General features: G+C 62.9%; 24 protein-coding genes. 11 read left to right on the top strand and 13 right to left on the bottom strand.

The features are described from left to right. The first annotated feature begins 13 nt into the window (after window positions 1-13). Complete coding sequence (locus tag B7L68_RS01560; RefSeq protein WP_238136276.1) at window positions 14-109, top strand: hypothetical protein; 96 nt, start codon at window positions 14-16, stop codon at window positions 107-109. Here B7L68_RS01560 and B7L68_RS01565 read toward each other — a convergent pair. Next, a complete protein-coding gene (locus tag B7L68_RS01565) occupies window positions 82-489 on the bottom strand; it encodes a hypothetical protein (RefSeq protein WP_081245939.1) in 408 nt (135 codons plus the stop codon). The two genes, B7L68_RS01560 and B7L68_RS01565, sit on opposite strands and share 28 nt — an antisense overlap. Window positions 490-537: 48 nt before the next feature. On the opposite strand from B7L68_RS01565, the gene glmS reads away from it, so the two are divergent. The 3 genes from glmS (at window position 538) to B7L68_RS01580 (ending at window position 4,640) form a co-directional block, all read left to right on the top strand. Continuing rightward, window positions 538-2,343: a glutamine--fructose-6-phosphate transaminase (isomerizing) gene (gene glmS, locus B7L68_RS01570; RefSeq protein ID WP_081245940.1), complete on the top strand. Its 1,806-nt coding sequence runs from the start codon at window positions 538-540 to the stop codon at window positions 2,341-2,343. Between the two features lies 1 nt (window position 2,344). Then, complete coding sequence (locus B7L68_RS01575; RefSeq protein WP_081245941.1) at window positions 2,345-3,439, top strand: NDP-sugar synthase; 1,095 nt, start codon at window positions 2,345-2,347, stop codon at window positions 3,437-3,439. Between the two features lie 241 nt (window positions 3,440-3,680). After that, a complete protein-coding gene (locus B7L68_RS01580; RefSeq protein ID WP_081245942.1) occupies window positions 3,681-4,640 on the top strand; it encodes an acyl-CoA thioesterase in 960 nt (319 codons plus the stop codon). Here B7L68_RS01580 and deoC read toward each other — a convergent pair. Next, window positions 4,637-5,308 carry a deoxyribose-phosphate aldolase gene (deoC, locus tag B7L68_RS01585; RefSeq protein WP_081245943.1) on the bottom strand — a complete coding sequence of 224 codons (672 nt, stop codon included), beginning with the start codon at window positions 5,306-5,308 and terminating at the stop codon, window positions 4,637-4,639. The two genes, B7L68_RS01580 and deoC, sit on opposite strands and share 4 nt — an antisense overlap. Before the next feature lie 45 nt (window positions 5,309-5,353). Between deoC and B7L68_RS01590 the strand changes: the two genes are divergently transcribed. The 5 genes from B7L68_RS01590 (at window position 5,354) to B7L68_RS01610 (ending at window position 10,241) form a co-directional block, all read left to right on the top strand. Beyond that, window positions 5,354-6,115, top strand: coding sequence for a hypothetical protein (locus B7L68_RS01590; RefSeq protein ID WP_081245944.1), 762 nt, complete (start codon window positions 5,354-5,356; stop codon window positions 6,113-6,115). 36 nt (window positions 6,116-6,151) lie between these two features. After that, on the top strand, window positions 6,152-7,465 hold the full coding sequence (locus B7L68_RS01595; RefSeq protein WP_081245945.1) for a signal recognition particle protein Srp54: 1,314 nt from the start codon (window positions 6,152-6,154) through the stop codon (window positions 7,463-7,465). Continuing rightward, window positions 7,462-7,941, top strand: a complete 480-nt coding sequence (locus B7L68_RS01600; protein ID WP_081245946.1) for a hypothetical protein — start codon at window positions 7,462-7,464, stop codon at window positions 7,939-7,941. The genes B7L68_RS01595 and B7L68_RS01600 overlap by 4 nt, the downstream gene beginning before the upstream one ends. 72 nt (window positions 7,942-8,013) lie before the next feature. After that, entirely contained in the window at window positions 8,014-9,246 is a 1,233-nt protein-coding gene (locus B7L68_RS01605; protein WP_081245947.1) for a tRNA pseudouridine(54/55) synthase Pus10, read from the top strand. Window positions 9,247-9,275: 29 nt separating this feature from the next. Continuing rightward, complete coding sequence (locus B7L68_RS01610; RefSeq protein WP_081245948.1) at window positions 9,276-10,241, top strand: ABC transporter ATP-binding protein/permease; 966 nt, start codon at window positions 9,276-9,278, stop codon at window positions 10,239-10,241. Here B7L68_RS01610 and B7L68_RS01615 read toward each other — a convergent pair. The 4 genes from B7L68_RS01615 to B7L68_RS08945 form a co-directional block, all read right to left on the bottom strand. Next, complete coding sequence (locus tag B7L68_RS01615; protein WP_081245949.1) at window positions 10,186-11,139, bottom strand: ornithine cyclodeaminase family protein; 954 nt, start codon at window positions 11,137-11,139, stop codon at window positions 10,186-10,188. The two genes, B7L68_RS01610 and B7L68_RS01615, sit on opposite strands and share 56 nt — an antisense overlap. Before the next feature lie 31 nt (window positions 11,140-11,170). Then, window positions 11,171-11,809 carry a DUF981 family protein gene (locus tag B7L68_RS01620; protein WP_238136269.1) on the bottom strand — a complete coding sequence of 213 codons (639 nt, stop codon included), beginning with the start codon at window positions 11,807-11,809 and terminating at the stop codon, window positions 11,171-11,173. A 98-nt stretch (window positions 11,810-11,907) separates the two neighbouring features. Continuing rightward, entirely contained in the window at window positions 11,908-12,795 is an 888-nt protein-coding gene (locus tag B7L68_RS01625) for a rhodanese-like domain-containing protein (protein ID WP_238136270.1), read from the bottom strand. Beyond that, the gene (locus B7L68_RS08945) at window positions 12,780-12,923 is read right to left on the bottom strand and encodes a hypothetical protein (RefSeq protein WP_238136271.1); all 144 of its coding nucleotides are present in this window, start codon (window positions 12,921-12,923) and stop codon (window positions 12,780-12,782) included. The genes B7L68_RS01625 and B7L68_RS08945 overlap by 16 nt, the downstream gene beginning before the upstream one ends. Before the next feature lie 185 nt (window positions 12,924-13,108). Here B7L68_RS08945 and B7L68_RS01630 point away from each other — a divergent pair, with 185 nt between their 5' ends. Both B7L68_RS01630 and B7L68_RS01635 read left to right on the top strand, forming a co-directional pair. After that, complete coding sequence (locus B7L68_RS01630; RefSeq protein WP_081245950.1) at window positions 13,109-14,755, top strand: MFS transporter; 1,647 nt, start codon at window positions 13,109-13,111, stop codon at window positions 14,753-14,755. Window positions 14,756-14,971: 216 nt separating this feature from the next. After that, window positions 14,972-15,304 (top strand): hypothetical protein, encoded by a 333-nt coding sequence (locus tag B7L68_RS01635; RefSeq protein ID WP_143615279.1) that lies wholly within the window; start codon window positions 14,972-14,974, stop codon window positions 15,302-15,304. On the opposite strand, the gene B7L68_RS01640 is transcribed toward B7L68_RS01635, so the two are convergent. The 7 genes from B7L68_RS01640 to B7L68_RS01670 form a co-directional block, all read right to left on the bottom strand. Beyond that, on the bottom strand, window positions 15,251-16,228 hold the full coding sequence (locus B7L68_RS01640) for a Gfo/Idh/MocA family protein (protein WP_081245952.1): 978 nt from the start codon (window positions 16,226-16,228) through the stop codon (window positions 15,251-15,253). The genes B7L68_RS01635 and B7L68_RS01640 overlap by 54 nt on opposite strands. A gap of 23 nt (window positions 16,229-16,251) precedes the next feature. Continuing rightward, window positions 16,252-17,397, bottom strand: coding sequence for an aspartate aminotransferase family protein (locus B7L68_RS01645; protein ID WP_081245953.1), 1,146 nt, complete (start codon window positions 17,395-17,397; stop codon window positions 16,252-16,254). A gap of 44 nt (window positions 17,398-17,441) precedes the next feature. Continuing rightward, complete coding sequence (locus B7L68_RS01650; protein WP_081246000.1) at window positions 17,442-18,251, bottom strand: nitrilase-related carbon-nitrogen hydrolase; 810 nt, start codon at window positions 18,249-18,251, stop codon at window positions 17,442-17,444. Further along, window positions 18,248-19,099, bottom strand: coding sequence for an NAD+ synthase (locus B7L68_RS01655; RefSeq protein WP_081245954.1), 852 nt, complete (start codon window positions 19,097-19,099; stop codon window positions 18,248-18,250). Before B7L68_RS01655 ends, B7L68_RS01650 begins: the two co-directional genes overlap by 4 nt. Window positions 19,100-19,115: 16 nt before the next feature. Next, complete coding sequence (locus B7L68_RS01660) at window positions 19,116-19,814, bottom strand: class II glutamine amidotransferase (protein ID WP_081245955.1); 699 nt, start codon at window positions 19,812-19,814, stop codon at window positions 19,116-19,118. Further along, window positions 19,814-21,115, bottom strand: a complete 1,302-nt coding sequence (locus tag B7L68_RS01665; protein WP_081245956.1) for a glutamine synthetase family protein — start codon at window positions 21,113-21,115, stop codon at window positions 19,814-19,816. Before B7L68_RS01665 ends, B7L68_RS01660 begins: the two co-directional genes overlap by 1 nt. A 126-nt stretch (window positions 21,116-21,241) precedes the next feature. Beyond that, the coding region (locus B7L68_RS01670) for a glutamate synthase-related protein (RefSeq protein ID WP_081245957.1) at window positions 21,242-23,097 on the bottom strand (1,856 nt) is incomplete at its 5' end.

Consider the following 23,097-nt stretch of genomic DNA (forward strand, 5'->3'; position numbering starts at 1 on the left):
CAACTGGCGCGGCATGCTGGCCGTCCTGGACCCCGAGAAGTCCTGTATAGCCAAGAGGCTGGGCATCTCGAGGCCCGGCGTCTACGCCCTGGAGCTGGTCGAGGAGTAGGCCCTACATCGCCTCTCGGCCTCCTTGACCCTCTCGGCCAGCCTGAAGAGCTCCGATCTGTAGGCCTCCAACTCCCTCAGCAAGAGCCTGTAGTCCATGTCGGGCAACGCCGCGTCTTCGCCCAGCGTCATGCGGACAAGGGCCGTCAATGCGCCGCCCGAGAGCTCCTCGTAGAGCTCCACGAGCCTCCTCATGCGCGACTCGAAGACGTAGTAGTCGTTCAGAACCTTGAGGACCTCCTCCGCGGTCAGGACCACGTTGCACCTCTGGGCTTCCACCAGCGTCCTTATGGCCTCGACGACGGTCTTCCCGACGGCTTTGATGAACGTTGGGCTGTTCGCCTTGGATTCAAGCAGATCTAGGGCCTCCTGGAGCTCCACTGCAGCTCCATGACGCAAATTAATATATACTCGCCGCCGGGCGGTGGTGTGTGCGGCATCTTCGGCATAACGACCGACGCCGAGGCCCCCCTCGGCGCCTTGTTGCGCAGAGCGCTCGAGAGGCTGGAGTATAGGGGGTACGACTCGGCGGGCATCGCGGTGGTGACGCCCCGCGGCATAGTGGTCAAGAAGGACGCCGGGAAGGTCGCCGAGGTTTCCCGCAGGCTCGGCTTCGACCAGATAAGAGGTAGCACCGGCGTGGCCCACACGAGGTGGGCTACCCACGGGAAGCCCAACCAAGTAAACGCCCACCCGCATGTGGACTGCACGGGCTCTATCGCCGTCGTCCACAACGGGATAATCGAGAACTACGAGGAGCTGAAGGCGGAGCTCGCGGCGAGGGGCCACGTGTTTAGAAGCGAGACGGACACCGAGGTCTTCGCCCATCTGATGGAGGAGTACGAGAGGGGCGGCTTGACCCCCTGGGAGGCCTTCAGGAAGGCCTTGTCGCGGCTGCGGGGCGCCTACGCCCTAGCCGTCGTGGACTCCAAGGAGCCCGACAAGATATTCTTCGCCCGCAACCTCTCGCCGTTGATAGTGGGGCTCGGCGAGGGCTTCAACGTGGTCGCCAGCGACATACCCACGGTGCTCGAACAGACCAAGAAGGTCCTCCCGCTGAAGGATGGGGAATACGGCTACGTCACGCCGGCCGAGGTCGTCGTGGAGCACGACGGCGTCAGGGTCGAGGTTGCCGACAGGATACACCTAATACCCTGGAGCGCCGAGCAGGCCCTCAGAGGCGGCTACCAGCACTTCATGCTGAAGGAGATACACGAACAGCCGGAGGCGCTGGCCTCGACCGTGGCCGGGCTGGAGCAGCGGCGCCTCTCGGAGGTCGCCGAGATGTTGCTGAACGCCAGGAGGGTGTACGTCGTGGGCGCCGGCACGTCGTATTACGCCGGGCTTGTCTTCCAGCTGGGCCTCGCCGAGTACAGAATCGCGGCCCTGCCCTTGATCTCCTCGGAGTATGCGACCTACGAGGGGCTTTTCGACGCAGACGACGTGGCCGTCGCCGTGTCGCAGTCGGGCGAGACCATAGATACCATCAAGGCGGCTAGGGCGATGAGGGAGAGGGGGGTAAAGGTCGTGGCGGTCACCAACGTCGTTGCGAGCACGCTGGCCAGGGAGAGCGACGCCGTGCTTTACACCAGGGCGGGGCCCGAGATAGGGGTCGCGGCCACGAAGACCTTCACCACGCAGGTCGCCCTCCTCGCCGCGCTTCACGCCCAGATCGGCAAGGCGCTGGGGGTCGACGTGGAGCCCCGCATGGACGGCTTGAAGAGACTGCCCGACGTCGCGAGGAAGGCCATAGAGCTCAACGAGGGCTCGGCCAAGGAGCTCGCCGAGAGGCTCAAGAACAGCCAAAGCGCATATTATCTGAGCAGAGGGCTCGGCATGCCGGTCGCGCTCGAGGGGGCCTTGAAGATGAAGGAGATAGCGTATATACACGCCGAGGCATACCCCGCCGGCGAGTCCAAACACGGCCCCATAGCCCTAGTCGAGAGCAGATTCCCCGTCGTGTTCGTCTTCTCGGACCCGTCGCTCAAGGACAAACTGCTCAACAACGTGGCCGAGATGCAGGCGAGAGACGCGCTGATAATCGGCGTCGTTCCGCGCGGCGACGACGCGGCGAGGAAGCTAAGGCACGTCTTCGAGATCCCCCATCTGGACCCGTTGCTGAACGCCGCCTCGTTCGCAATACCGCTGCAGCTGCTGGCCTACTACACGGCCGTGGGGCTCGGCAGGGATCCGGACAAGCCCCGCAATCTGGCCAAGACCGTCACCGTGGAGTGACATGATAATCCCGGTCGTTGCCGCCAACGAGTACAACGAGCTCTTCAAGCCGCTCACCGGGGGCTATATAGCCGAGGCGAGGCTCGGCGGGAGGCCTCTGTACCGCTACGCCGCCGATATCCTGTGGGAGATGTTCGGCAGAGTCTACGTGGCCTCCAGGACGGCTGAAGGGGGGAGGTACGAGCCTCTCCAGGTCGATGGAAACTCGGCGGAGGACGCCGTAAGGGCCGCGGGCCAACTGTGCGCGTCGGGCGACAAGCTGCTGGTGGCGTCGGGCTCCGTGGTGACCGAGAGGGACGCGTTCAGGGCCTTGGTCGAGGCGGCGGCGTCAGCGGGGGCCGACGGCGCCGTCCTCGCCGTGCCTCTGAGGTCGCGGGGCGGTTTGGCCATAGCCATGTCCGGGGGATCTCTGGCGGGGATAGGCGGGGAGGGGCAGCTGGCCTACGGAGGAGCCGCCCTGATCCCCGGCCGCGCGGCCAAGCTCTTCGAGGGCGCCGAGTTCCCCCAGGCGCTGGCCGAGGCGGCAAGGGAGATGAAGATCGCTGTGGCCGTCTGGGGCGGGAGGTGGTTTAAGGTCGAGGAGCCAGTCGATCTGGTCGCGGCGCTGGAGCTGGTTATGCCCAACGCGACGTATATAGCGGCGGACGCCAAGATAAGCCCCACGGCTGTCATCGAGGGCCCTGTCGCCGTAGAGAGCGGGGCCGAGATAGACCACTACGCCGTGGTGAAGGGGCCTGCGTACATAGGCAGAGGCGCGTTCGTGGGCGCCCACGCCCTGATCAGGAACTTCTCCGACATAGAGGAGGGCGCCGTCGTGGGGAGCAGCGCCGAGATAACGCACAGCCTGGTCGGGCCGCGCGCCACGATAGGCAGAGGCTCCTTCGTCTCCTACAGCGTCGTGGGCGAGGGGGCCGTGCTGGAGCCCAACGTGTTGACCAAGTCCGTGCTGAGGGGCGGCAGAGGCAGGCTGAGCCCCGTGGAGGTGAAGGGCCGCGAGCTGTACAAACTGGGCGCGTTGATAGGCAGAGGCGCCCGCGTGGACGCCGGGACGGTGCTGGAACCCGGGCAGGGCTTCGGCGTCTCGTCTCCGGCGTAGCGGTAGAGGGCCCAGGTCATGGGGTGTCGTCTAGACTTCAGCGGGTCGGGCAACCGGCCGTGGGCTCCAGCCGTCCCTCTAGGCCTTTTGGATGCCTCCCAGATGGCGGCCGAGCCCTTCTGCGCCAATGCCCGGGCCCGATCTCCAGGTCCCCAGCCGTAACAGCTCTGGGGAAAAGACGGCCAGATACGAAGCCGAGGTCGATCGCAGAATTTAAAAATTACGATGTCCAGGTGGGCCTGTGAACATTTCGGACACCGAGGTCGAGGTCGTCAGGCTCGTCGCGCCCCACAACGTCAACCCAATAGGCACCCTCTACGGGGGCTATATGCTCCAGTGGCTCGTAGACGCCGGGACCATAGCCGCCATGGATTTCTCCGAATCCGACGCGGTGCTGGGGTATCTCGACCGCATGCATTTCATCGCGCCGGTCAAGGTCGGCGATATAGTCAAGTTCAGGGCCTGGATAGTCCACGTCAGGAGGTCGAGCATGACGGCGCTGGTGGAGGCCTACGTGAAGAAGCCGGAGGGCTTGTCGCTTGCCACCATAGCGAGGATGATATTCGTGAAGGTGGGGGCCGACGGCAGGCCCCTGCCGGTCGAGAAGACGCTCCAGACGTCGAACGGCTGGGAGAGATCGCTCTGGAGCTATTTCTCAAGGTGGAGAGAGGCCGTCGAGCCGGAGCTCAGGCGCGAGCCGGCGGCCGGCGATCTCCCCGCCGTCACGCAGATACAGGTGATGCCCGAGGACGCCGTATATGGAGGCCTCATGTACGGCGGCCGGCTTCTGTACTATCTGGACCAGATAGCGGCGATAGCGGCGTTTAACTACAGGCCGGGGATCTACGTGACGGCGTCCCTCAACTCGATCAATTTCAAGAGGCCGATATATGTGGGCGATATAATCGTCGTCCGGGGCGGCGTCGACTACGTGGGGCACACGAGCCTCGAGGTGGCCTTCGAGGTGGTCGCCAGGGGGCTGAGGGGCGAGAGGCGGGTTGCCGGCGGCTATTTCACCTTCGTCAACATGTCCGGCGGGAGGCCTACACCCATCGGGCAGGAGCTGGTTAAGGACGCCGACGCGTTGAGGCGTAAGTCGCAAAATCTGGCGGAGGCCAGCGCGCTGAAGGCCGCCGTGCTGTACGAAGACAGGCCGGCCTACGTCTCGGTCCTCGAGGGGCGGCAAGGCGGAGCCCTTTAACTAAAGGTTTTAACTATGTCCACCCCGTGGCTGGACCCTATCCTGTTGGCCCCGGCTTTTATCATGGCGAGGGCCTGCTGGGCCGACCTGATGCCGCCCGCCGCCTTGACGCCGGCCCTGTCGCCGACCGCCCTCCTCATGATCTCCACATCCTCGACGGCGGCCCCGCGGGGGCCGTAGCCCGTGCTCGTCTTGACGAAATCGGCGCCTGCCCCAACGGCTATCAGCGACGCCTTCGCTATCTCCTCGGGCGTCAGGTAGCCGGTCTCCAGTATCACCTTCAGGACGCCGCCGTAGTCGTGCACCACCGACGCCACTGCCCTTATCTCCCTCTCCACCACCTCATATAGGCCGGCCTTGAAGGCGCCGATGTTCATCACCATGTCCACCTCGTCAGCCCCGTCGTTCAGCGCGGCCTCGGCCTCCGCGGCCTTCAACGCGGGCTTCGTGGCGCCGAACGGGAAGCCCACCACTGACATGACCCTGGCTCTGTTCCCGATCACGCTCTTGGCGTAGGCCACGTACGACGGGTTGACCATCACGCCCCAGAAGCCGTACTCCAAGACCTCCCTGCAGTATCTCTCCACGTCCTGGGGGGTGGCCGCGGGGCTGAGTATGGTGTGGTCGATCAGACGGGCCAGCTCCTCCCTCGTCTTGGGCGGATCCATATATATCCCGGAAATCTATTAAAATAACTCGGACGTTGGCGCCCCGTGTCCCCGTTCGATGAAGCCTTGACGCTGGCGCTGGCCTTCGCCCTGGTCTACAACAACGCGTTGGTGGTCCTCGGCCCGTCGGCGTGGGGCGGCGTCCAGCCGGACCGCGCGTTGATATTGGCGACCGCCTCCGAGATAGCCGGCACCTTCCTGTCGCCCATGTCCCCCCTCAAGTTCAGCCCCTCCGAATATCTAGCGGCGCTTTTGTTCTACGCCGCGTTCACCGCCGCGAGGATCTCCCTGCCGATCTCGGTGTTCCTCTACTCGCTGAGGGGGCTGACCGCGACGTCGCTGGCCCTGTGGTTCGGCACGCCGGCGCTGGCCTTCACCGTAGGCTACCTCGCGGCCAGGCTCGTGAGGCCCTCCCTCGCGTTGGGGTACGTGGTCCTATTCGCCGTGTCGTTCATGTTCGGCGCCAACAACATAGCCTTCGTGGACAAGGACGTCTACGTGGTCGCGGCGATCTTCCTCGGCAACTACCTAGGGCTGAGGTTCTCCAGGTGGATAATGAAGCTCTACGCCTTTTCGTTCAGCGGGGCGGTCTCCGCAAGCGCGTCCGCCGCCGCTCTGGCGGCCTTGGGCATCGCCTTCGGGATCCCGATGTCGTTCACGCTCTTGATCTACAGCACGTTGCTCGGCTCGGCCGCGTCGAGGAGGATGAGGATCATACGGCCCGCCGATTTCATAAAGGCGCTTGCGTCGATAACATCGGCGTTGTTGCTGGCGTACGCCACATCCATCGTCCTGGGCCGCGCCTGACAGCAATAGATATATATACGGAGCGCCGTATATGGCGTGAAGCCGCTGTCCGAGCTCTTCTCGAAGCTCGTGGAGAGGATAAGGGGGGTCGAGTATATCGACGAGCAGACCCTACAGGAGATCTCGCGGGAGCTCCAGAGGTCGTTGCTGAAGGCCGACGTGCCTCTAGATATGGTCAAGTCGTTCACCGACGCGGCGATCAGGCGTATGAAGGAGGAGAGGCCGCCGCCCGGCATACCGGTCAAGGATTTCGTCATATACGTCATATACCAGGAGCTGGTCAAACTGCTGGGCGGCGAGGCCGAGCCGGATCTGAAGCTGCCCAAAAGGCCCTACCTCGTCATGTTGCTGGGCGTCGAGGGCAGCGGGAAGACGACCACCGCGGCCAAGATAGCGCTTTTCTACATTAAACGCGGCCTGAAGGTCGGCGTAGTGGAGACCGACACCGTGAGGCCGGCCGCATACGACCAGCTGAAGCAGCTGGCTGAGAAAATAGGTGCGCGTTTCTACGGCGAGAGGGACGGGGGCGACGCCGTGGGTATAGCCAAACGCGGCGTCGAGCAGCTGAAGGGCGTGGACCTGATTCTGGTCGACACGGCGGGCCGCCATAGGAACGAGCAGTCCCTGCTCGAGGAGGTCAAGGCCATCTACGACGCCGTAAAGCCCGACGAAGTCATGCTGGTCGTCGACGCCACGGTGGGCCGACAAGCCGCGGCCCAGGCGGAGGCCTTCATGAAGTACGTGCCGATACACAGCGTCGCGATAACCAAGATGGACAGCACCGCCAGGGGGGGCGGGGCCCTGGCCGCCGTGGCCAAGACGGGCGCCAGGGTCAAGTTCATAGGCGTCGGCGAGGGCGTCGACGAGGTGGAGCCGTTCAGCCCCAGGAAGTTCGTGGCGAGGGTGCTCGGCATGGGCGACCTGGAGACCTTGGTGGAGCGCGTCAAGGCCGTGTTCGAGGAGGAGGAAGTGCTGGAGGAGCTTGAGAGCGGGCGCCTGGACCTATTGACCTTCAAGAAACAGATAGACGCGTTGCTGAAGCTGGGGCCTCTGAGCAAGGTCCTCGAGCTGCTTCCAGGCACGCTGGCCTCCAAGATAAGCGACGAGCAGATAGAGCTCTCCCAGAAGAACTTGAGGAGGTGGCGCGCCATATTGAGCTCCATGACGGAGGAGGAGCTGAGGGACCCGGGCATACTCAACGCGTCTAGGATCAGGCGCATAGCCGTAGGCGCCGGCGTGACCCCCAAGGACGTGAAGGACATGTTGAAAGTCTACGAATCCATGAGGAAGATGTCCAAGATGCTCCGGCGCCAGTACAGGCTCGGCGCCAGGGGCGTACGCCTCCAATGAGGAGATTCGTCTTGGTGACCTCCGCCAGGTCCTTCGCCGAGAACCCCTACGTGCACGGCAAGGCGCTGGTGGCCGCCCTGCTGATATCCAACGGGATAAGGGAGGACGCCGAGTTCGTGGCCTACTTCAGAGACGCCGGCCGGGCGGTCAGGGTGTTAGGCAACTCCGTCAGGTCGCTGTTTCCGGACGAGGAATCCTCAACTGGACTGCTCAGAAAGGCGCTGAGAGGCGCCAGACATCCCGGCGTCAAGCTGCTGGAGCGCGTAAGCCTGGAGGACCTCGTGAGGAGGCCGGCCGTAGACGGGCGGCAGGGCGTCTGCAAGCCGCCGAGGGAGTTCACGTACGTCGCCTATCTGGAGCCGATAGACGTCGAGGTCGACTGCGGCGCCGGGCTGGGCCGTATGCCGCCCCACCACCAGTTCGCGGTGTTCAACATAGAGGCGGACCGCCGGTGGCTGGCCTCCCCTCAGCCCTAGGGTCCCAGCCCGGGCGGAGCGCCGGGACCGGCCCCCGGGCGAGAATTTATAACCTCCTCCACAGATGGCGCGGTGGATCCTCTAGAGAAGGCCAGGGAAGTCCTACGCCAATATCCGCTGTGCGACTCATGCCTAGGCAGGCTGTTCGCCGCGATGGGCTACGGAGTCGAGAACTCCGAGAGAGGCCGCGCGATCAAGACGTTGCTCCACATGAGGCTGGTGTACGACTACAGAAACGGCATCGACGCGACGGAGGACCTCAAGGCGTTGGGGAGAGTCCACGCGCCCACCAGGAGGTTCCTCGCCTCGAACGGCATAGGCATGGAGGAGGCCCGTTGCTACATCTGCGGCGGCCTCCTCAGGGACGTGGAGAAATACGCAGAGGGCGTGGCGAAGGCGTTGGAGCAGATAGAGTTCGGGACGTTCCAGATCGGCTCGGTGGTGCCGAAGGACGTGCTGGAGCGGGAGCGGGAGATCGTGGCCAAGTTCGGCATAGAGACCGGCGAGTCCATTAAACACGAGATAAATAGGAGGATAGGGAGGGCCGTCGGGGAGCTCCTGAAGAGGCCTGCGAACAAGGAGAGGCCCGACGTCGTGGCCACTGTGAGCCTAGTCGACGGCACGATCAAGGTGGCCAGAAATCCCTTGCTCCTGCTGGGGCGCTACATCAAGCTGAGCCGCGTCGTATCGCAGGGAAAGCCCGTGCCGGGCGCCCTGAAGACGGTCGAGGAGGTTCTAGACCCAGTGAGGTCGAGGTTCGGAGGCCCCGCCTTGGTGCTACACGCGGCCGGCCGTGAGGACTTCGACGTGAGGATGTTGGGCAACGGGAGGCCGGCCGTCGTCGAGATCAAGGAGCCCGCGAGATATAGGGGGGATCTCTCGGGCCTTACGACGGACTGGGTCATCCTGTCGCCGCTCAAGCCGGGCACGAGAAACGACGTGAGGGAGATGAAGGCCAAGTCCAAGACTAGCATAAAGCTCTACAGAGCCGTCGCGCTGTCCGACAGGCCCGTCTCGGCTGAAGATCTGGCGAGGCTCAAGGCCCTTGAAGGCGCCGTGGTGGTCCAACGGACGCCGAGGCGGATAAAAAGGCTGAATCCCCGCGCCAGGAGGCGGAGGATGGTATACAATATCGAAGTCTACCAAGTGGCCGATAGAGTGTTGGAGCTATTCATTAGATGTCAAGGCGGATTATACGTCAAGGAGTTCGTGACCGGCGACGGCGGACGGACCCAGCCGAGCGTGGCCGAGACGTTGGGAGCCTCTCTAGAGGTCGTGGAGCTCGACGTGCTGGACGTCGAGTGACTTTAAATTTTCCCGGCCGTAGAGGCGACATGAACGCCATCGTCAAGAGCGCTAAGCTGCACTGGAGGTTCTACAGGGAGTTCTTGAACAACAGGTACTTCAACGTGGGGCTCGCCGCAGCCGCCACGGCCTACGCGCTACGCGCGGCGGCCAGCGGGATGTTCATACCCTACTCCCTACAGGAGGTCACCAACGGGCTCTTCAACAGATCGTCGCATCTGCTGGGCCAGGGCCTCCTGTTGCTGGCGCTCTCCGGCGTCATATACGCGGCGTCTGAATGGGGGTTCAAGCCGTTTTTCCAAGGCATCGCCAGATCCATAAGCTTGATCAAAATAGGGCTCGTCAACAGCATGGCCCCGCGCAACGGCGGCGAGAGGGACCGCATAGGGAGGCTCGTCAACGACGTGGATTTCGTCATGTGGAACTTGGGGGGTATAATAAACTCGATGTTACCCAACGCGTTAACGGCGTTCGTGGCCGAGATGACGCTCTTCGAGATGAGCCCTCTGCTGGGGCTGATAGGGCTTGTCGGGCTACCCGTATACATAGCCGTGTTGGAGCACTACGTGAGGGGCGTCCACATAGCTAGGGCCGTGGAGAGGAGGGCATACGGCGAGAGCATACAGGCGGCGTCGGAGTACATAGAGGGTAGGGCTGGGCCCGATGCGTTCATCGTCGCCATGGAGAAGTGGCTTAGGGGCATCGACAAGAACATACACCTGGACAGGGTGTACTGGTCCATCTCCTTCGGGACGGGCTACGCCGTGCCGACAGCCATAGCGCTCGTCGGAGTCGACCTAGCCAACAAGGGCAGGCTCAGCATAGGCTCGCTGGTGGGCTCCATGAGCGCCGCTCTGACCATGTACACCGCCTTGGTCAACGCCTTCTGGGCGATATGTCTGCTGGGCCAAAACGCGGTCGTGATAGACCGCATATTCTCTATGAGGGAGCCCAACGGCCAGAGAAGCCAATCTCCCGCCCAGCCCCTTCCTTGACCGCCTTGTCGTAGACCGCCTTGGCGGCGACCAGATCCTCCACCGCTATGCCGAGCGACTTAAACAGAGTTATGGAGGACGCATCCGGCCTGCCCCTCACCCTGCCGGCCACTATGTCGGCCAGCGGTACCGCTCTGTCGAGAGCCCCCGCCCTTATCAAATCGCCGGCCTCATCCCTGGCCTGCACCGGGTCGTCCACAGCTATGACGTCGGCGCGCGCCACGGCGTCGGGCGTGAGCTCAGCCCTGTTAGCCCAGTTGCTGCCCACCGCGTTTATGTGGGAGCCCGGCCGGAGGTATTCCCCCCTGATGAACGGCTCCGCGGCGTTGGTCGCGGTGACCAACACGTCGACGGCCGAGACCGATCTGTAGTCGTCGGCCACGACTGCGTCGTAGCCGCGCCTTCTGACGAACTCGGCGAAATCCCCCGCGTGTTCCCTCCTTCTGCTGTATATCTTGACCAGCCTCGGCCTGACCACCTCGACCAGCGCCTCGAATTGCGACCTGGCCTGCCTGCCGGCGCCCACAATCCCCAGAGTCTCGGCGCCAGCGGCCATGTACTTGGTCGCGACGGCGGAGGCCGCCCCCGTCCTCTTCTGCCCGAGCCTGTCCGCCTCTATTATCGCCAGCAGATCGCCGCCGTTCACGTCGAAAAGAAGCACGACGAACCTAGCCCCCTCCCTAGTGCTCAGATAGGTCTTCAGCCCCGCCACGCCGTATCTGCCCAAGACGGCGCCTTGCAACACGTGGAGGACCGCGCCCCTCACGACGGCCCTCCGCCGCGGCAGATTCACGGCCTGCCCCTCGGCGAGCAGGCGGAACCCCTCCTCAACAGCCTCTATAGCCTCCCTAAAGCTCAACAGCCGGTCCACCTCCCCCTCAGTTATGAAGAGAGCCATGTTGAAAACACCTTGAAAAAATTTTAGGTTTTTAGTGGACGCCGTACCAAGGAGCCCAGCTCTTCCAGATGCCCGTATGGGCGAATATCGCCCCGACGCCTATGAACAGAGATATCAGGCCCGCGACGGCCAGCAGTAGGATGAGCAGGTACGCCACGGGCTTGGCCGCCCCCTTGTGCGCCAGAAGCGGGCTCAGAAGTCCGGCGAGACCTATGGCGAAGAACATAAGGCCGGCGAGAGGCGGCTCGGTGGTGAGGCCGTACATCCAAATGTCGAAGGAGTAGACGAACGGCACGAGCGACAGGGCGGCTACTCCGATCAGCCCGCCGAGGAGGTAGTACCTGCCCTCATCGCCGAAGGCCTCGGCCCCCCATCTACCGCCCACGAGGCCCAGGATTATCAGAGCCACGCCGAACAGCGGCCACGCGTCGGAGAAGACCAGGTTGTAGGAGCTCGGCAGAGGCCAAGTGGCGGTGGCCCAGAGGCCGCTGGCCAGCGCATATATGCCTAGGCCTAGGTAGAAGTAGCCGAAGGATTTATTGAACGTGGACTTCACGCTCACAGGCGCCTTGGATGCGAAGTTCAAATAGACCCAGTAGGCCGTGGCCAACAGCGTGGTCCCCAACACGTCGAGCCATAAATCCAACGGGTCCATGAACAGTTGCGGCATGTGTAGACGATCCGCCTTTCCTAATAACCATTATTACATTTTTTTGTGAAATATAATTTTATAATTAATTTTTTATGTTTTTTAAATTAAAAATCGATCTATTTTATTTTTATAAAATATGATCTATATCCCGATTTCCGTAGGCGTTCGGCCACATCTGCGCTGAGGGCCCCCTCGTAGCAGTAGAACACATAGGTCTTGTCTCTGCCGGTCCTCTCCACGAAGTCGAGAACCTTGTCCAGCTCTACCCTCACTGCGCCTGGCAGATGCCATCTGATGTAGGCCTCCTGGTCCCTCAGATCCACCACGACGGCGCCGTCGGGCACCTTGTCGACGGCCAGGCCGGCCAACCTGGACGACAGGGCGGCGGCCGCCGATCCCAGCTCGCCCTTCCTGAACACCTCTATTGAGGAGAACGCGGCCTCGACCGCGTCGTGCACGGCGAGGTCTATCAGCTCTATCTCCCCCCTGGAGGCCCACCTCCTGGGCTCTCTAGAGAATATCCCGCAGTACTCAGGAACCGATATGGACAGGTCGTAGGTCCCTATCCTCTGAGCCATGCGGACTATCTCCTCCTTGTCGAGACCTATCAAGGGCCTTAATACGGGCATGTCTATCCCGGCCTCCACGGCGGCGAGCGCTTGGAGCGTCTGGGACGACACCTGGCCCAGGGACTCGCCCGTGACGAGAGCCTCGGCCTTGACCCTCCTGGCCGCCCTCTCGGCAAGCCTATACAGCGCCCGCTTGAAGGCTATGGACCAGAGGTGGCGGTCCACATTCCGACGTATTGCGTCCGCTATGGGGGCGCAGTCGGCCACCAGCACCCTGGCGTCGTAGCCGTAGGCCCATTCCAGCAATTTCTCCACGACCCTCAAGGCCGCGGCCTCCGTCAAGACGCCGCCTAGGTTACAGTAGAGGACGTCGACATAGGCTCCCCTACGCATCATATACCAGGCGGCCACCGGCGAGTCTATGCCGCCCGACACCAGCGCCAGGTGACCTCGCCGCATCCGGCGGCGGCCTCCCTTATGGATCTAACCAACAACGCCTCCATCTCCCTCCGCACGGACCCGCGCTTTATGGCCACCTCGCTATATCTGACCAACACCACCACATCGGCGCTGAGGCCCTCGCTTAAATTTTAAACCGCCTATCTAGCCCTGGCCCATCGGCCGTTAGTCTCAACTCCTAGGCGTTCCGTTAGATGTCGATGCAACGAGGGCATGTCGATTGCGCTGTCTGCCCGCCTTGGTTGCCGACCTATAAAAATTTTTATACATTCGACGGCTCGGCATCTCCGTGGACCACAGGGGGGCTATCCTGTTCAACAGCGTCCTGGGCTCCTTTATGGCCAGCATGAATATATCGGCCTTAGTCATAGCGCTACCTGCTGTGTTTAGGGGCATCGGAATAGACCCATTCTCGCCGCTCGGGTTCATGTCAATGCTGTGGCTCATATTGGCCTATCCCTTCACCGTGGCCGTCCTGGTGGCCATCGCCGGCCGTCTCTCCGACATGTACGGAAAGGGGCGTGCGTTCACGCTGGGCGCGGCCGTGTTCACCGCCGCATCGCTTCTGCTGGGCCTGACTCCCGGGACCGGGGCCGCGGCGGCTCTGCAGATGATCGCGTACAGAGCTCTGCAGGGCGTCGGCGGGGCTCTGATGTTCAGCAATAGCGCCGCCATTATCGCCGACGTCTTCCCGCCGCACGAAAGGGGGATTGCCCAGGGGATCGTGGGCATCTCCTTCTCGGCCGGCTCGCTCACTGGGCTGCTCGCCGGCGGCGCGCTCGCCGTGATCGACTGGAGGCTGACGTTCCTCGCCAACGTACCCTTCGGCGTCCTCAACGCGCTCTGGTCCTACAAGGTCATGTACCGCGTGTCGCCGGGAACCGGCAAGGTCGTCGTGGACTGGGTCGGTGCCGCCGTCCTCGCAACTGCGCTCTTCCTGCTGCTGATGGGGCTCGCCCTCTCGACCGTGCCCTACGACGGCCACGCCTTGGGCTGGAGCGCCCCCTACGTCTGGGCTCTGCTGGCCGGCGGAGCCGCGCTGATAGCGGCGTTGATACCGCTCGAGCGCAGGGCGCGGACGCCTATGTTGCGGCTGGACCTCTTCTCCAACAAACAATTCTCTTTCGGGGTTTTCAGCGCATTTCTGCTCTTCCTGGCGCAAGGGGCCAACGTGTTCGTGCTTTCCATCTTCCTTCAGGCGGTCTACCTCCCCATGGGCGGCATGCCCTACGAGTTGACGCCCCTCTGGGCCGGCATATACCTGATACCGAACAGCGTGGCGAGCGCGGTCTTCGCGCCCATCGGCGGGAAGCTCGTCAATAGGCTCGGGGCCAGGTCCGTGGCCACGGCCGGAGCCGCGTTGATGGGCATGGGGTTCGAGATGTTGTCCGCCCTGCCTCTGTCCTTCCACTACGCGCTCTTCGCCGCCATAGTGGCGCTCATAGGCGCCGGCACGGGCCTCTTCATGAGCCCTAACCTGGTCTCAATACTGAGCGCCGTGCCCTCGTCGACGAGGGCCGCCGCATCCGGCGTCAGGGCCATGTTGCAGAACATAGGCACTCTGCTGAGCTTCGCCGTCTTCATATCGTTGATAGTCGCCGGCTCGGCCGCGGCGTTGGGGCCCAGCATCTACAACGCATTGGTAGGGGCCGGCGTCCCGCCCGACTCGGCGAGGCTTCTGCTCTCCACGCCGCCCGTGGTGGCCTTCTTCGCTGCGTTCCTCGGCTACAACCCCATGGCCACATTGGCCTCCCTAAACCACGTGCAACTCGGCGGCGCCGTATATGCGGCCATAACGAGGCCGCAGTTCTTCGCCGACGCCGTGGCGCCCGCGTTGATAGACGGATTCCACTACGCCTACCACCTCGCCGCGGCCTTCGCCTTCGCCGCGGCGCTCCTGTCGGCGTTAAGAGGCAAAGAGGTGTTCGTGGAGTGAGCGCAGTACCCTTCTACGACCTCGGCGATATACTGGTCGACGGATATTTCATGGACAAGATATCCACGCGCCGCGAGCGCATACTGCTCGTCGTGAGGAGGGGAGCGGCCAGCTCGCCCGGACGGACGTGCGCCCAGCCTCTGCCGTACGAATCCGTCTCGGCCCTACTGCGCGAGGGGTACGAGGAGGCTAGGGGCATGCTCGAGGGGGGTGCCATTGAGGAGACGCGGCAGGCTCTACTTCGCCTTGACCCCTCTCTACAGCTCCGGGAGATATCTAGCCGAGGCGTCCGACTACCTCGCGGATCTGACCTCGGCCAGGCTTCTGGCCAGCGCCTACGAGCAGGTCCTGGCTCGGCTGTCCGAGGGGCCGCGCGGCGTCCTCTGCATTCCGATAGAGCTGAGGGACGGGGCCGTGTATCTCGGCGGGGAGCTCAACAAGGCCTACACCTACCTCTTCGATAAAGACGGGGCGTTCAGGGAGGCGTTGAGACGCCTACTTGAGCCAGGGAGCTCGGGCGGCTCTATAGATGTCGAGGACCCCCCTTAGATCCCTCAGGGAGAGCTCGGGCGGGTAGGGCACCTCGGCGTCCTCCTCGACCGCCCTCAGGAACCCTCTGAACATCTCCACGAACACGTCCACGTCGGGGACCTCCACCCTCCTGCCGTTGAGGACCGGATCGCCGTATACTCTATATCTGGGCGGCGACCAGGTCCTGCGCTTGGTCTCGAGGTCCTCCACCACGGAGCCGGCGTCTCCGACAACCTCGTAGGACGGGAGAAGCGGCGCGTTGGGGTAGGCCCAGCTATAGTAGAGGAGGCCGTGGGCCCCCGACTTGAACTTGAAGATGGCCACGGCCGTGTCGTCGCCCTCCATGGGCACAGAGGCCCTGTAGACGTAGGCCTTGACCTCCTCGTAGTCCCCGCCGAAGTTCAGAAGCGTGTTGACGAAGTGGACGCCTCCATCTATCAGAGCGCCGCCGCCCATCTCCTCCAGCCTCGTCCGCCAATCCTTGGGCCTCCCCAGCGTCTGCGACCTCACAATTATCGTGTGGACTCTGCCGAGGCGGCCCTCCCTTATCATATCCATAACGGCCCTAACCGCCGGGTCGAAGTGGAACTGGTCGGCGACCATGAGCTTTCTGCGGACCGACTTGGCGGCGTTTATCATGTCGAGCGCCTCCGCCTCGATCCTCGCCATGGGTTTTTCCACCAAGACGTGTCTGCCCGCCTTGAGGGCCTCCACCGCCATATCCCTGTGGAGGTGGTGGGGCACCACCAAGTCGACCACGTCGGCGTCGGACGACAACACGGACGAATACGACTCGTACACCTTCCTCGCCCCGTACCTCTCCACGCATGTCCTCGCGGCCTCCCTGTCCCTCTCCATTATCTCGAGGTCTACGCCCAGCTGGGCCAGGGCCCTTAGGTGTATTTGGCCCCATCCCCTGCAACCGACCACCACGACCTTCATGGCCCCATCGGGAACATTGAAATCTATCCCGCGCCCCTCAATACGTCCGATACGGCCGATCTCACGAGCTCCACGTCCTCCTTGCCTATCATATAGGGCGGGAGGAACCTCAACACGTTCATGCCGGCCGTCAGGGCCAGCACCCCCCGCGCCATCAGCGGCTGGATGAATTGATCGGCCTTGACTCTGAGCTCCAGCCCCAACATGAGGCCCATGCCCTTCACCCTCAGCCCTATCCTCGAGCCGTGCTCCGAGAGGGCCTTGGCGAGATCTCTGCCGGCCGACTCGGCCCGGGAGGGCACGTCGTCCTTGAGCAAGAGCTCCGACGCGGCGGCGGCCGCCGCCATCACTACGGCGTTTCCGGCGAAGGTCGAGCCGTGCTCCCCCGGCTCGAAGACGTCTCCGTACTCCTCCCGCGCCACGACAACGCCTATGGGGAGGCCGCCCCCCAGCGCCTTACCGGCCGTGAAGAGGTCGGGCTCTACGCCGAATTTCTGGAAGGCCCATACGGCTCCCGTCCTGCCGAACCCCGTCTGGATCTCGTCGATTATGAACAAGGCGCCTTTCCGCGAGGTCTCCTCGCGTAGAGCCTTCAGGAAATCGGGCGTCGCCGAGTTGACCCCGCCCTCGCCTTGTATCGGCTCAACCACCACGCAACAGGTATCCTCGCCGACTATCTTCTCCACCTCGGAGGCCAAGTTGAACTTCCCGAACCTCACGTGGGGGTAGAGCGGCTCGAAGGCCTTGCGGTACGCCTCGTTCCACGTTATCGAGAGCGAGCCGGTGGTCCTTCCGTGGAAGCTGTTGGTGAACGCCACTATGGTGGGCCTCCTCGTCATCTTCTTGGCTATCTTGATGGCGGTCTCCACGGCCTCGGTGCCCGTGTTCTGGAGGAACACGACGCCGAATTTGGCCGGCAGTAGGCGCGAGAACGACTCGACGAATCTCTCCCTGGCGGGCGTCGCGAAGTTGAGCGGCACAGCCCACACCTCTTCTATCTGCCTTCTGACGGCCTCGACTATATAGGGGTTGGAGTGGCCCAGAAAGGCTACGCCGTGATTTGTATTGCAGTCCAGGTAGCGCCTTCCTTGGTCGTCCCATAGGTACTGCATATGGCCCCTGACCAGCCTGATCCCGTACTCGCGATAGTAGCGGGCCAGACGCGCCATGATCCATATAACCTATATAAAAAGAAGCTACGCCGATCGATGCGTCAGAGCTCGGCCAGCACTCTGTGGAACGACGATATGTGGTCCCTAAAGCTGCTGAAGAACCTGGCCCTCCTCAGCTCCTCCAGGTCTATGGAGTAGACCGCCCTATCCTCCTCGAACAGCTTGAGCCTCAGCTTCACCTCGCCGAGGGGGGACACGGCCATGGATCCTCCCCAGAAGAACTCCTCCTCCTGGCTTCCCACCGTATTGACGAAGGTAACCCACACCGCGTTCATCAACGCATGCGCCTTCAGCAAGGCCTCCCAGCTGTCCTGGATGGCCAAGCTCCTGCCGAGCCTCCGCATGGGCGAGGCCGCGGGGATCAGTATCAGATCGGCCCCCATCAGCGCCAGCGCCTCCGCGGGCTCCGGATGCCAGGCGTCTTCGCATATCATGACGCCGAATTTAATCCCGGCGTGTTGAAAGGTCTTGAGGTCTCTGGAGGGGTCGCCGCGTTGGAAGTACCTCCGCTCCTCGAAAAGGCCGTAGGTGGGCAGGTAGAACTTGTAGACGTAGTCCACCTCGCCGTTTATTATCACGGCCGCCGAGTTCCTCAAGACGCCGGGCCTCACCTCCTTTATGGTGCCGGCCACCACGCACTTGCCTCCAGACGCCTCGGCGAGCTTCTCCACGGCCTTCTCGCTGTAGCGGAACAGCTCGAACGTCAAGTCCTTGAGCACGTACCCCGTAAGCGACAGCTCGGGGAACACGACGCAGTCGGCGTCGCTGGTCTCCACTATCTCTCTGTGCTTGAGGAAATTGCGCTCCACGTCGCCCAGAAACGGCCTTATCTGGGCCAGCTCTATCCTCACCACGGCCTCACGTTCCAGTAGCGCCTTGGATACCTCCAGTCGGACCCGACCGCCCTCCCGCTGAGCCTGAATATCTCGGGCGGCAGCCGCTTGTGCTGGCTCCTTCTGACCAGCGCGTCGATTCTGTCCACGACGGACACGTCTATGCCCAGCATGGCGGCCGTCTCCTCGCGTGTCCTCATCTCCTCGTAGCGTAGGTACAGCACCGAGTCCACGGTCTCGTAGTCGGCGCCGATCTCCCCCTCCGCCGTCTGTCCCTCCCAAAGCGCCGGGGAGGGGGGCTTCGCCACGATCTCCTCGGGCACGCCGAGGCATCTGCCCAGCTGCCTCACCTGGGTCTTGTAGAGATCGCCGATGGGGAGTATGTCGACGCCGCCGTCGCCGTACTTGGTGAAGTAGCCCAGCATGATCTCGCTCTTGTCGCCTGTGCCCACCACCAGATAGCCGAGCTTCTGGGCGTATGCGTAGAGGAGGACCATCCTGAGCCTCGCCTTTATGTTGCCGACTATCCTCTTGTCGGCGACATCGACGGCGCTGGACATCGCCTTCACGTAGTCGTCTATGGGCACCACGGCGTGTTTCCTCTCGGCCCCCGTCAGCTTGACGATCTTCATGGCGTCTTCCATATCCCTCGGGGGCGTCGAGGCGGAGGGCATCAGCAGGAAGAAGAAGTTGTCGGTGGCCTTGGCTAAAAGCACGGCGACGACGGAGGAGTCTATGCCGCCGCTCAGGCCCAGCACGCCGCCCCTCGCGCCGCTCTCCTCTATATATTCCCGCAACCTCTCCACGAGGTACCGCGCGACCTTGTCGCAGTCTATAGCCAAGGCCTGGGCCACGTATTCGTTCATCGAGTTACACCCCAATCTACGTAATAAACTTCGTTACCCTTATGGAGCCGCTCGATATCTTCGCCAGCGCCCCGTTGGGGAGAAGCGACCAGGGCCCGTCGTCGAGGGGCTCCGAGGCCACGGCCGTGACGCCGTCGGCCCTGGCCACCGGGACGTAGTGTGGTTCTTCAACCAGTCTGTAGGTGAGGAAGTACGCGTCTGCGGTCCTCAGATCCGCTATGGCTATGTTCATCATGGGCTCCTCGGGGTCCATATGGCGCGCCGCTATCTTGGCCACCTCCTCCAGCGCTTCGGCGTCTCCTCCCATGTCCACGAACGCCTTCAGGAAGAGCTCGCTGTCGGTGGCGCCGCCGGTCCTCACGTCGAGCCCCATTCCCTTCAGCTCCCGCGCCAGCTCCTCCTTGCGGAACGTTCCGTTGTGCGCTATGGCGAAGTCGCCGTACACTATGGGGTGTGTGTTGCCCGGCGAGATTCCCCCAACCGACGCCAGCCGCGAATGCAATAAATACAGTTTATATCCGCTCGGGGGATCTATATATGATTCCCAGATGGGCTTCACCGATTTATATAGTCCGTATTCGCCCTCCCTGGCGTAGAGGACGCCCCAGCCGGACCCGTGGCTCAAGCCGAGCGTCCTATCCCTCCTGGAGATCTCCACGAAAGATCTGAAGAGACCTGGCCGGGGGTCTCCGAAAAACAGCAGGATTCTGCACATCAGGCGACTTCGAGATACTGGTCGTACTCCCACCTGGTTATCACGTTCCAGGTCTTGTCCCACCCCTCGGCGACGTTGGCCAGATAGTCGCCCCACTCCTTCTCCTTCAGCGATAGATACGCCTTGACCAGCTGTTGCGGCAGGCTCTTGGCCGCGGCGCCCTCAGACGCGTGCTTGACCGCCTCGCCCAGATGCTTGGGGGTCTCCTTCACGCCCGCGAGCTCGTACGCCACGTCCTCGACGGGAGCCGGCGGCTCGAGCTTCTTGTCTAGCCCCTCGAACGCGGCCAGCAGTATCGCCGAGAAGCCCAGGTAGGGGTTGGCCGACGGGTCTGGGTGGCGGTATTCGAACCGGTTTATCTTCTTGCCGTAGTAGGGCACTCTCACCATGGCGGAGCGGTTGCCGATCCCCCAGACGACGCGGGTCGGGGCCTCGTAGTGGGGCACCAGACGCTTGTAGCTGTTCACGAGCGGGGCGACGAAGGCGCTGTTGGCCACGGCGTTGTTCAACACGCCGGCTATCGCCGACTTGAGCTCGGGCGTTGGCTCCTTATACGACGCGAATAGGTTGACGCCGTCGCGCCAGAAGCTCACGTGTATGTGCATCCCCGATCCGTTAACGCCCCAGAACGGCTTCGGCATGAAGGTGGCTATCAAGCCGTGTCTCTGGGCTATCGATTTTGCCAGTATTTTGTACACAAGTATCTGGTCGGCCACTTGGACCGGGTCGCCTGCCGGTATGTTCACCTCGAACTGGCTGGGCGCAACCTCGTGGTGGGTCTTGGTGAATCCTATGCCCGACAGATAGAAGTGCTCTATTATCTCCTCCATGACTGGTATGGTCTCCTTCAGCGGATAGCCCTCGAAGTAAGCCCCGCTGTCGACGAGGGACGGCGGGTTGCCTCTCACCAGGAAGAACTCCACCTCGGCGCCCATCATGGCCTCGTACCCCCTCGACGCGAGGTACCCAACGGTCTGCTTGAGGGCGTTGCGCGGGTCCATGGGGTGCGGCTTGTCGCCGTCCAGCGTGCTCGTGAAGGCCAGGGCGGTCTTGCCCTCGTTCCACGTCTCTATATAGACGGCGCCAGCGTCGACCTCGGCCACGAAGTCGCTCCTGTTGACGGTGGTATATGCCGGTATGGAGGAGCCGTCGTACGCTATGCCGTCGATGAACGCGTCGCGCGCTGCGTCTATGGGCAGTATCTCGAGCTTCGGCCTGCCGAATATGTCCACTATCACGAACTTGACGTATTTAACTCCGGCGCCCTTCAGGGTTCTCCAGACGCTTAATCCTTCCGGCATGCGCTTCGAGTCCAGTCGATATATAAACTTTACTCATAAACCTTCATGGTTTTCCGGCTCTATATAGTACGCTGTATTTATTATGCCGGTATTGCCATGAATTTTGAACCGAAATGGCCGGAGGACCTAGCTACCCGCTACGGGGACGTTTAGTTTTGTAGCGACCCGGCCGTCTAGGGATCTCAACAAATCTCTATTTCCCACCATGTGGAAATAGCTGGTAACCCCGCCGGCCCCCATGGCCAGTTTAAGCTCCTTGGTGAGCGACGTTATCAAGTTCTCGTACCAACTCCTCTTGGTCGCGTAGTCGGGCGCCGCCCTCTTGGCCAGAAGCTCGAAGGGCTCGCGCACCTCCACGAGGTCTGCGCCCAGCGCGGCCAGCTTATACACGTCGGCTCCGCTGAAGAGCCGGCCCGCCGCCACGATGGCCATCCTCTCCCTTATGCCCGCGCGCCGCGCCTTCTCGTCCAGCGCAGACACGGCCTCCTCGAGCCACGCCCTGCCCCCCAGAGCCTCGTCTATCACCACTATCCCCTCCCCAGGCTCCAGCTCTCTGGACGGGGCGACCCTGCGGTGGGGTAGACGCGAGAGGCAGTACTGGGGCTCGGGACAGCCGTCGCCATCTACGAGCGCGCCGAGGCCGTATCCCGCCATGACCGCCGCCCGCTCGAGGCCGGGCACGACCACGGGCGTCTCGAGCTCGACGCCAGCCAGCGGAACCCGCACGTCTACCTCCTCCCTGTAGGGGTCTACGGAGGGATGCGTCACCTGCGCAGCCTCTATCCTGAGGAGGTCGAGGGGCCTTCTGGCTGGGTAGGTGTAGCCGGGCACTATGCCGCCCATGCCCGTGACGGGGGGTTTGCCCTCTTCGTACACCTCTCTCGGCAACTGTTGGACGTGGTCATGGTAGTAAGCCACCTCGCCCTCTGCGACTAGGTCGACCCCTACCGCGTCGGCCACTAGCTTGTCTACATAGAACAGCCCGAGGAGGTCCCGCCTTCCCATGAGCTCCTTTATGCTGTTCATGCCGAGGGAGTACAGTATGGCCTTCAGGCCGAGCCTCAGCGCTGAGATGTATCTGCGCAACGCCGCGGAGGCCCACCCTATGTCTAGATCGGGCCTGGCGCCTATCATGTTCGTGAGGGACGTCGGGCAGCCGCCCGTGTGGCACGAGTGGCACATTATGCAGCCGAAGGACAGCAACGCCGCAGTGCCGATGTTGGCCATGTCGGCGCCTAGGGCGACCAGCTTGGCTATGTCGGACGCGCTGTAGAGCATGCCGCCGGCCACCACCAGGAAGCCGTCCCTGACGCCGTTGTCCCTCAGCCATCTATCCACGACGGGGACGGCGTAGTCCACCGGTATCCCCAGGTGGTTCCTCACCGACATGGGCGTGGCGCCCGTCCCCGCCCCGGCCCCATCTATTATTATGCCCTCGGCCGTGGACCTCGCGACGCCGACCGCCACATACATTATCTTGTTGACGGCGGCCACTTTCACCAGAACCGGCTTGCCCGTGAGGTCCCTGAGGGCCTTGACCCTCTGGGCCAGATCCTCTATGGAGTATATGTCGTGATGGGGGGCCGGCGATATCGCGTCGCTACCCTCAGGTATTTTTCTGAGCTCGGCTATTACCTTCGTCACCTTGCGGCCGGGCAGATGGCCTCCGATGCCGGGCTTCGCGCCCTGGCCTATCTTTATGTTGACCGCCAGCCCGGCTCTCAGCAGATCCATATCCATGCCGAACCGCGCCGAGGCCCACTGGACAACGATGTTCCTATACTTGGCCACCTCGGGATGGAGCCCGCCCTCGCCTATGCCGGCCACCACCCCCTCCTCGGTGGCCGCCTTAGCTATGGCTATGTTGGGGTTGCCGCTGAGGGCCCCGAAGGACATGTCGCCGAGATATATCGGCGCCGACAGCCTCGTTCCGAAGAAATCGACGCCGACATCTACGTCCAGCCTGTCTGCGCGTTTGAGCA

Origin of the sequence: Thermoproteus sp. CP80 (genome assembly GCF_002077075.2) — an archaeon.
Taxonomy (GTDB): domain Archaea; phylum Thermoproteota; class Thermoprotei; order Thermoproteales; family Thermoproteaceae; genus Thermoproteus.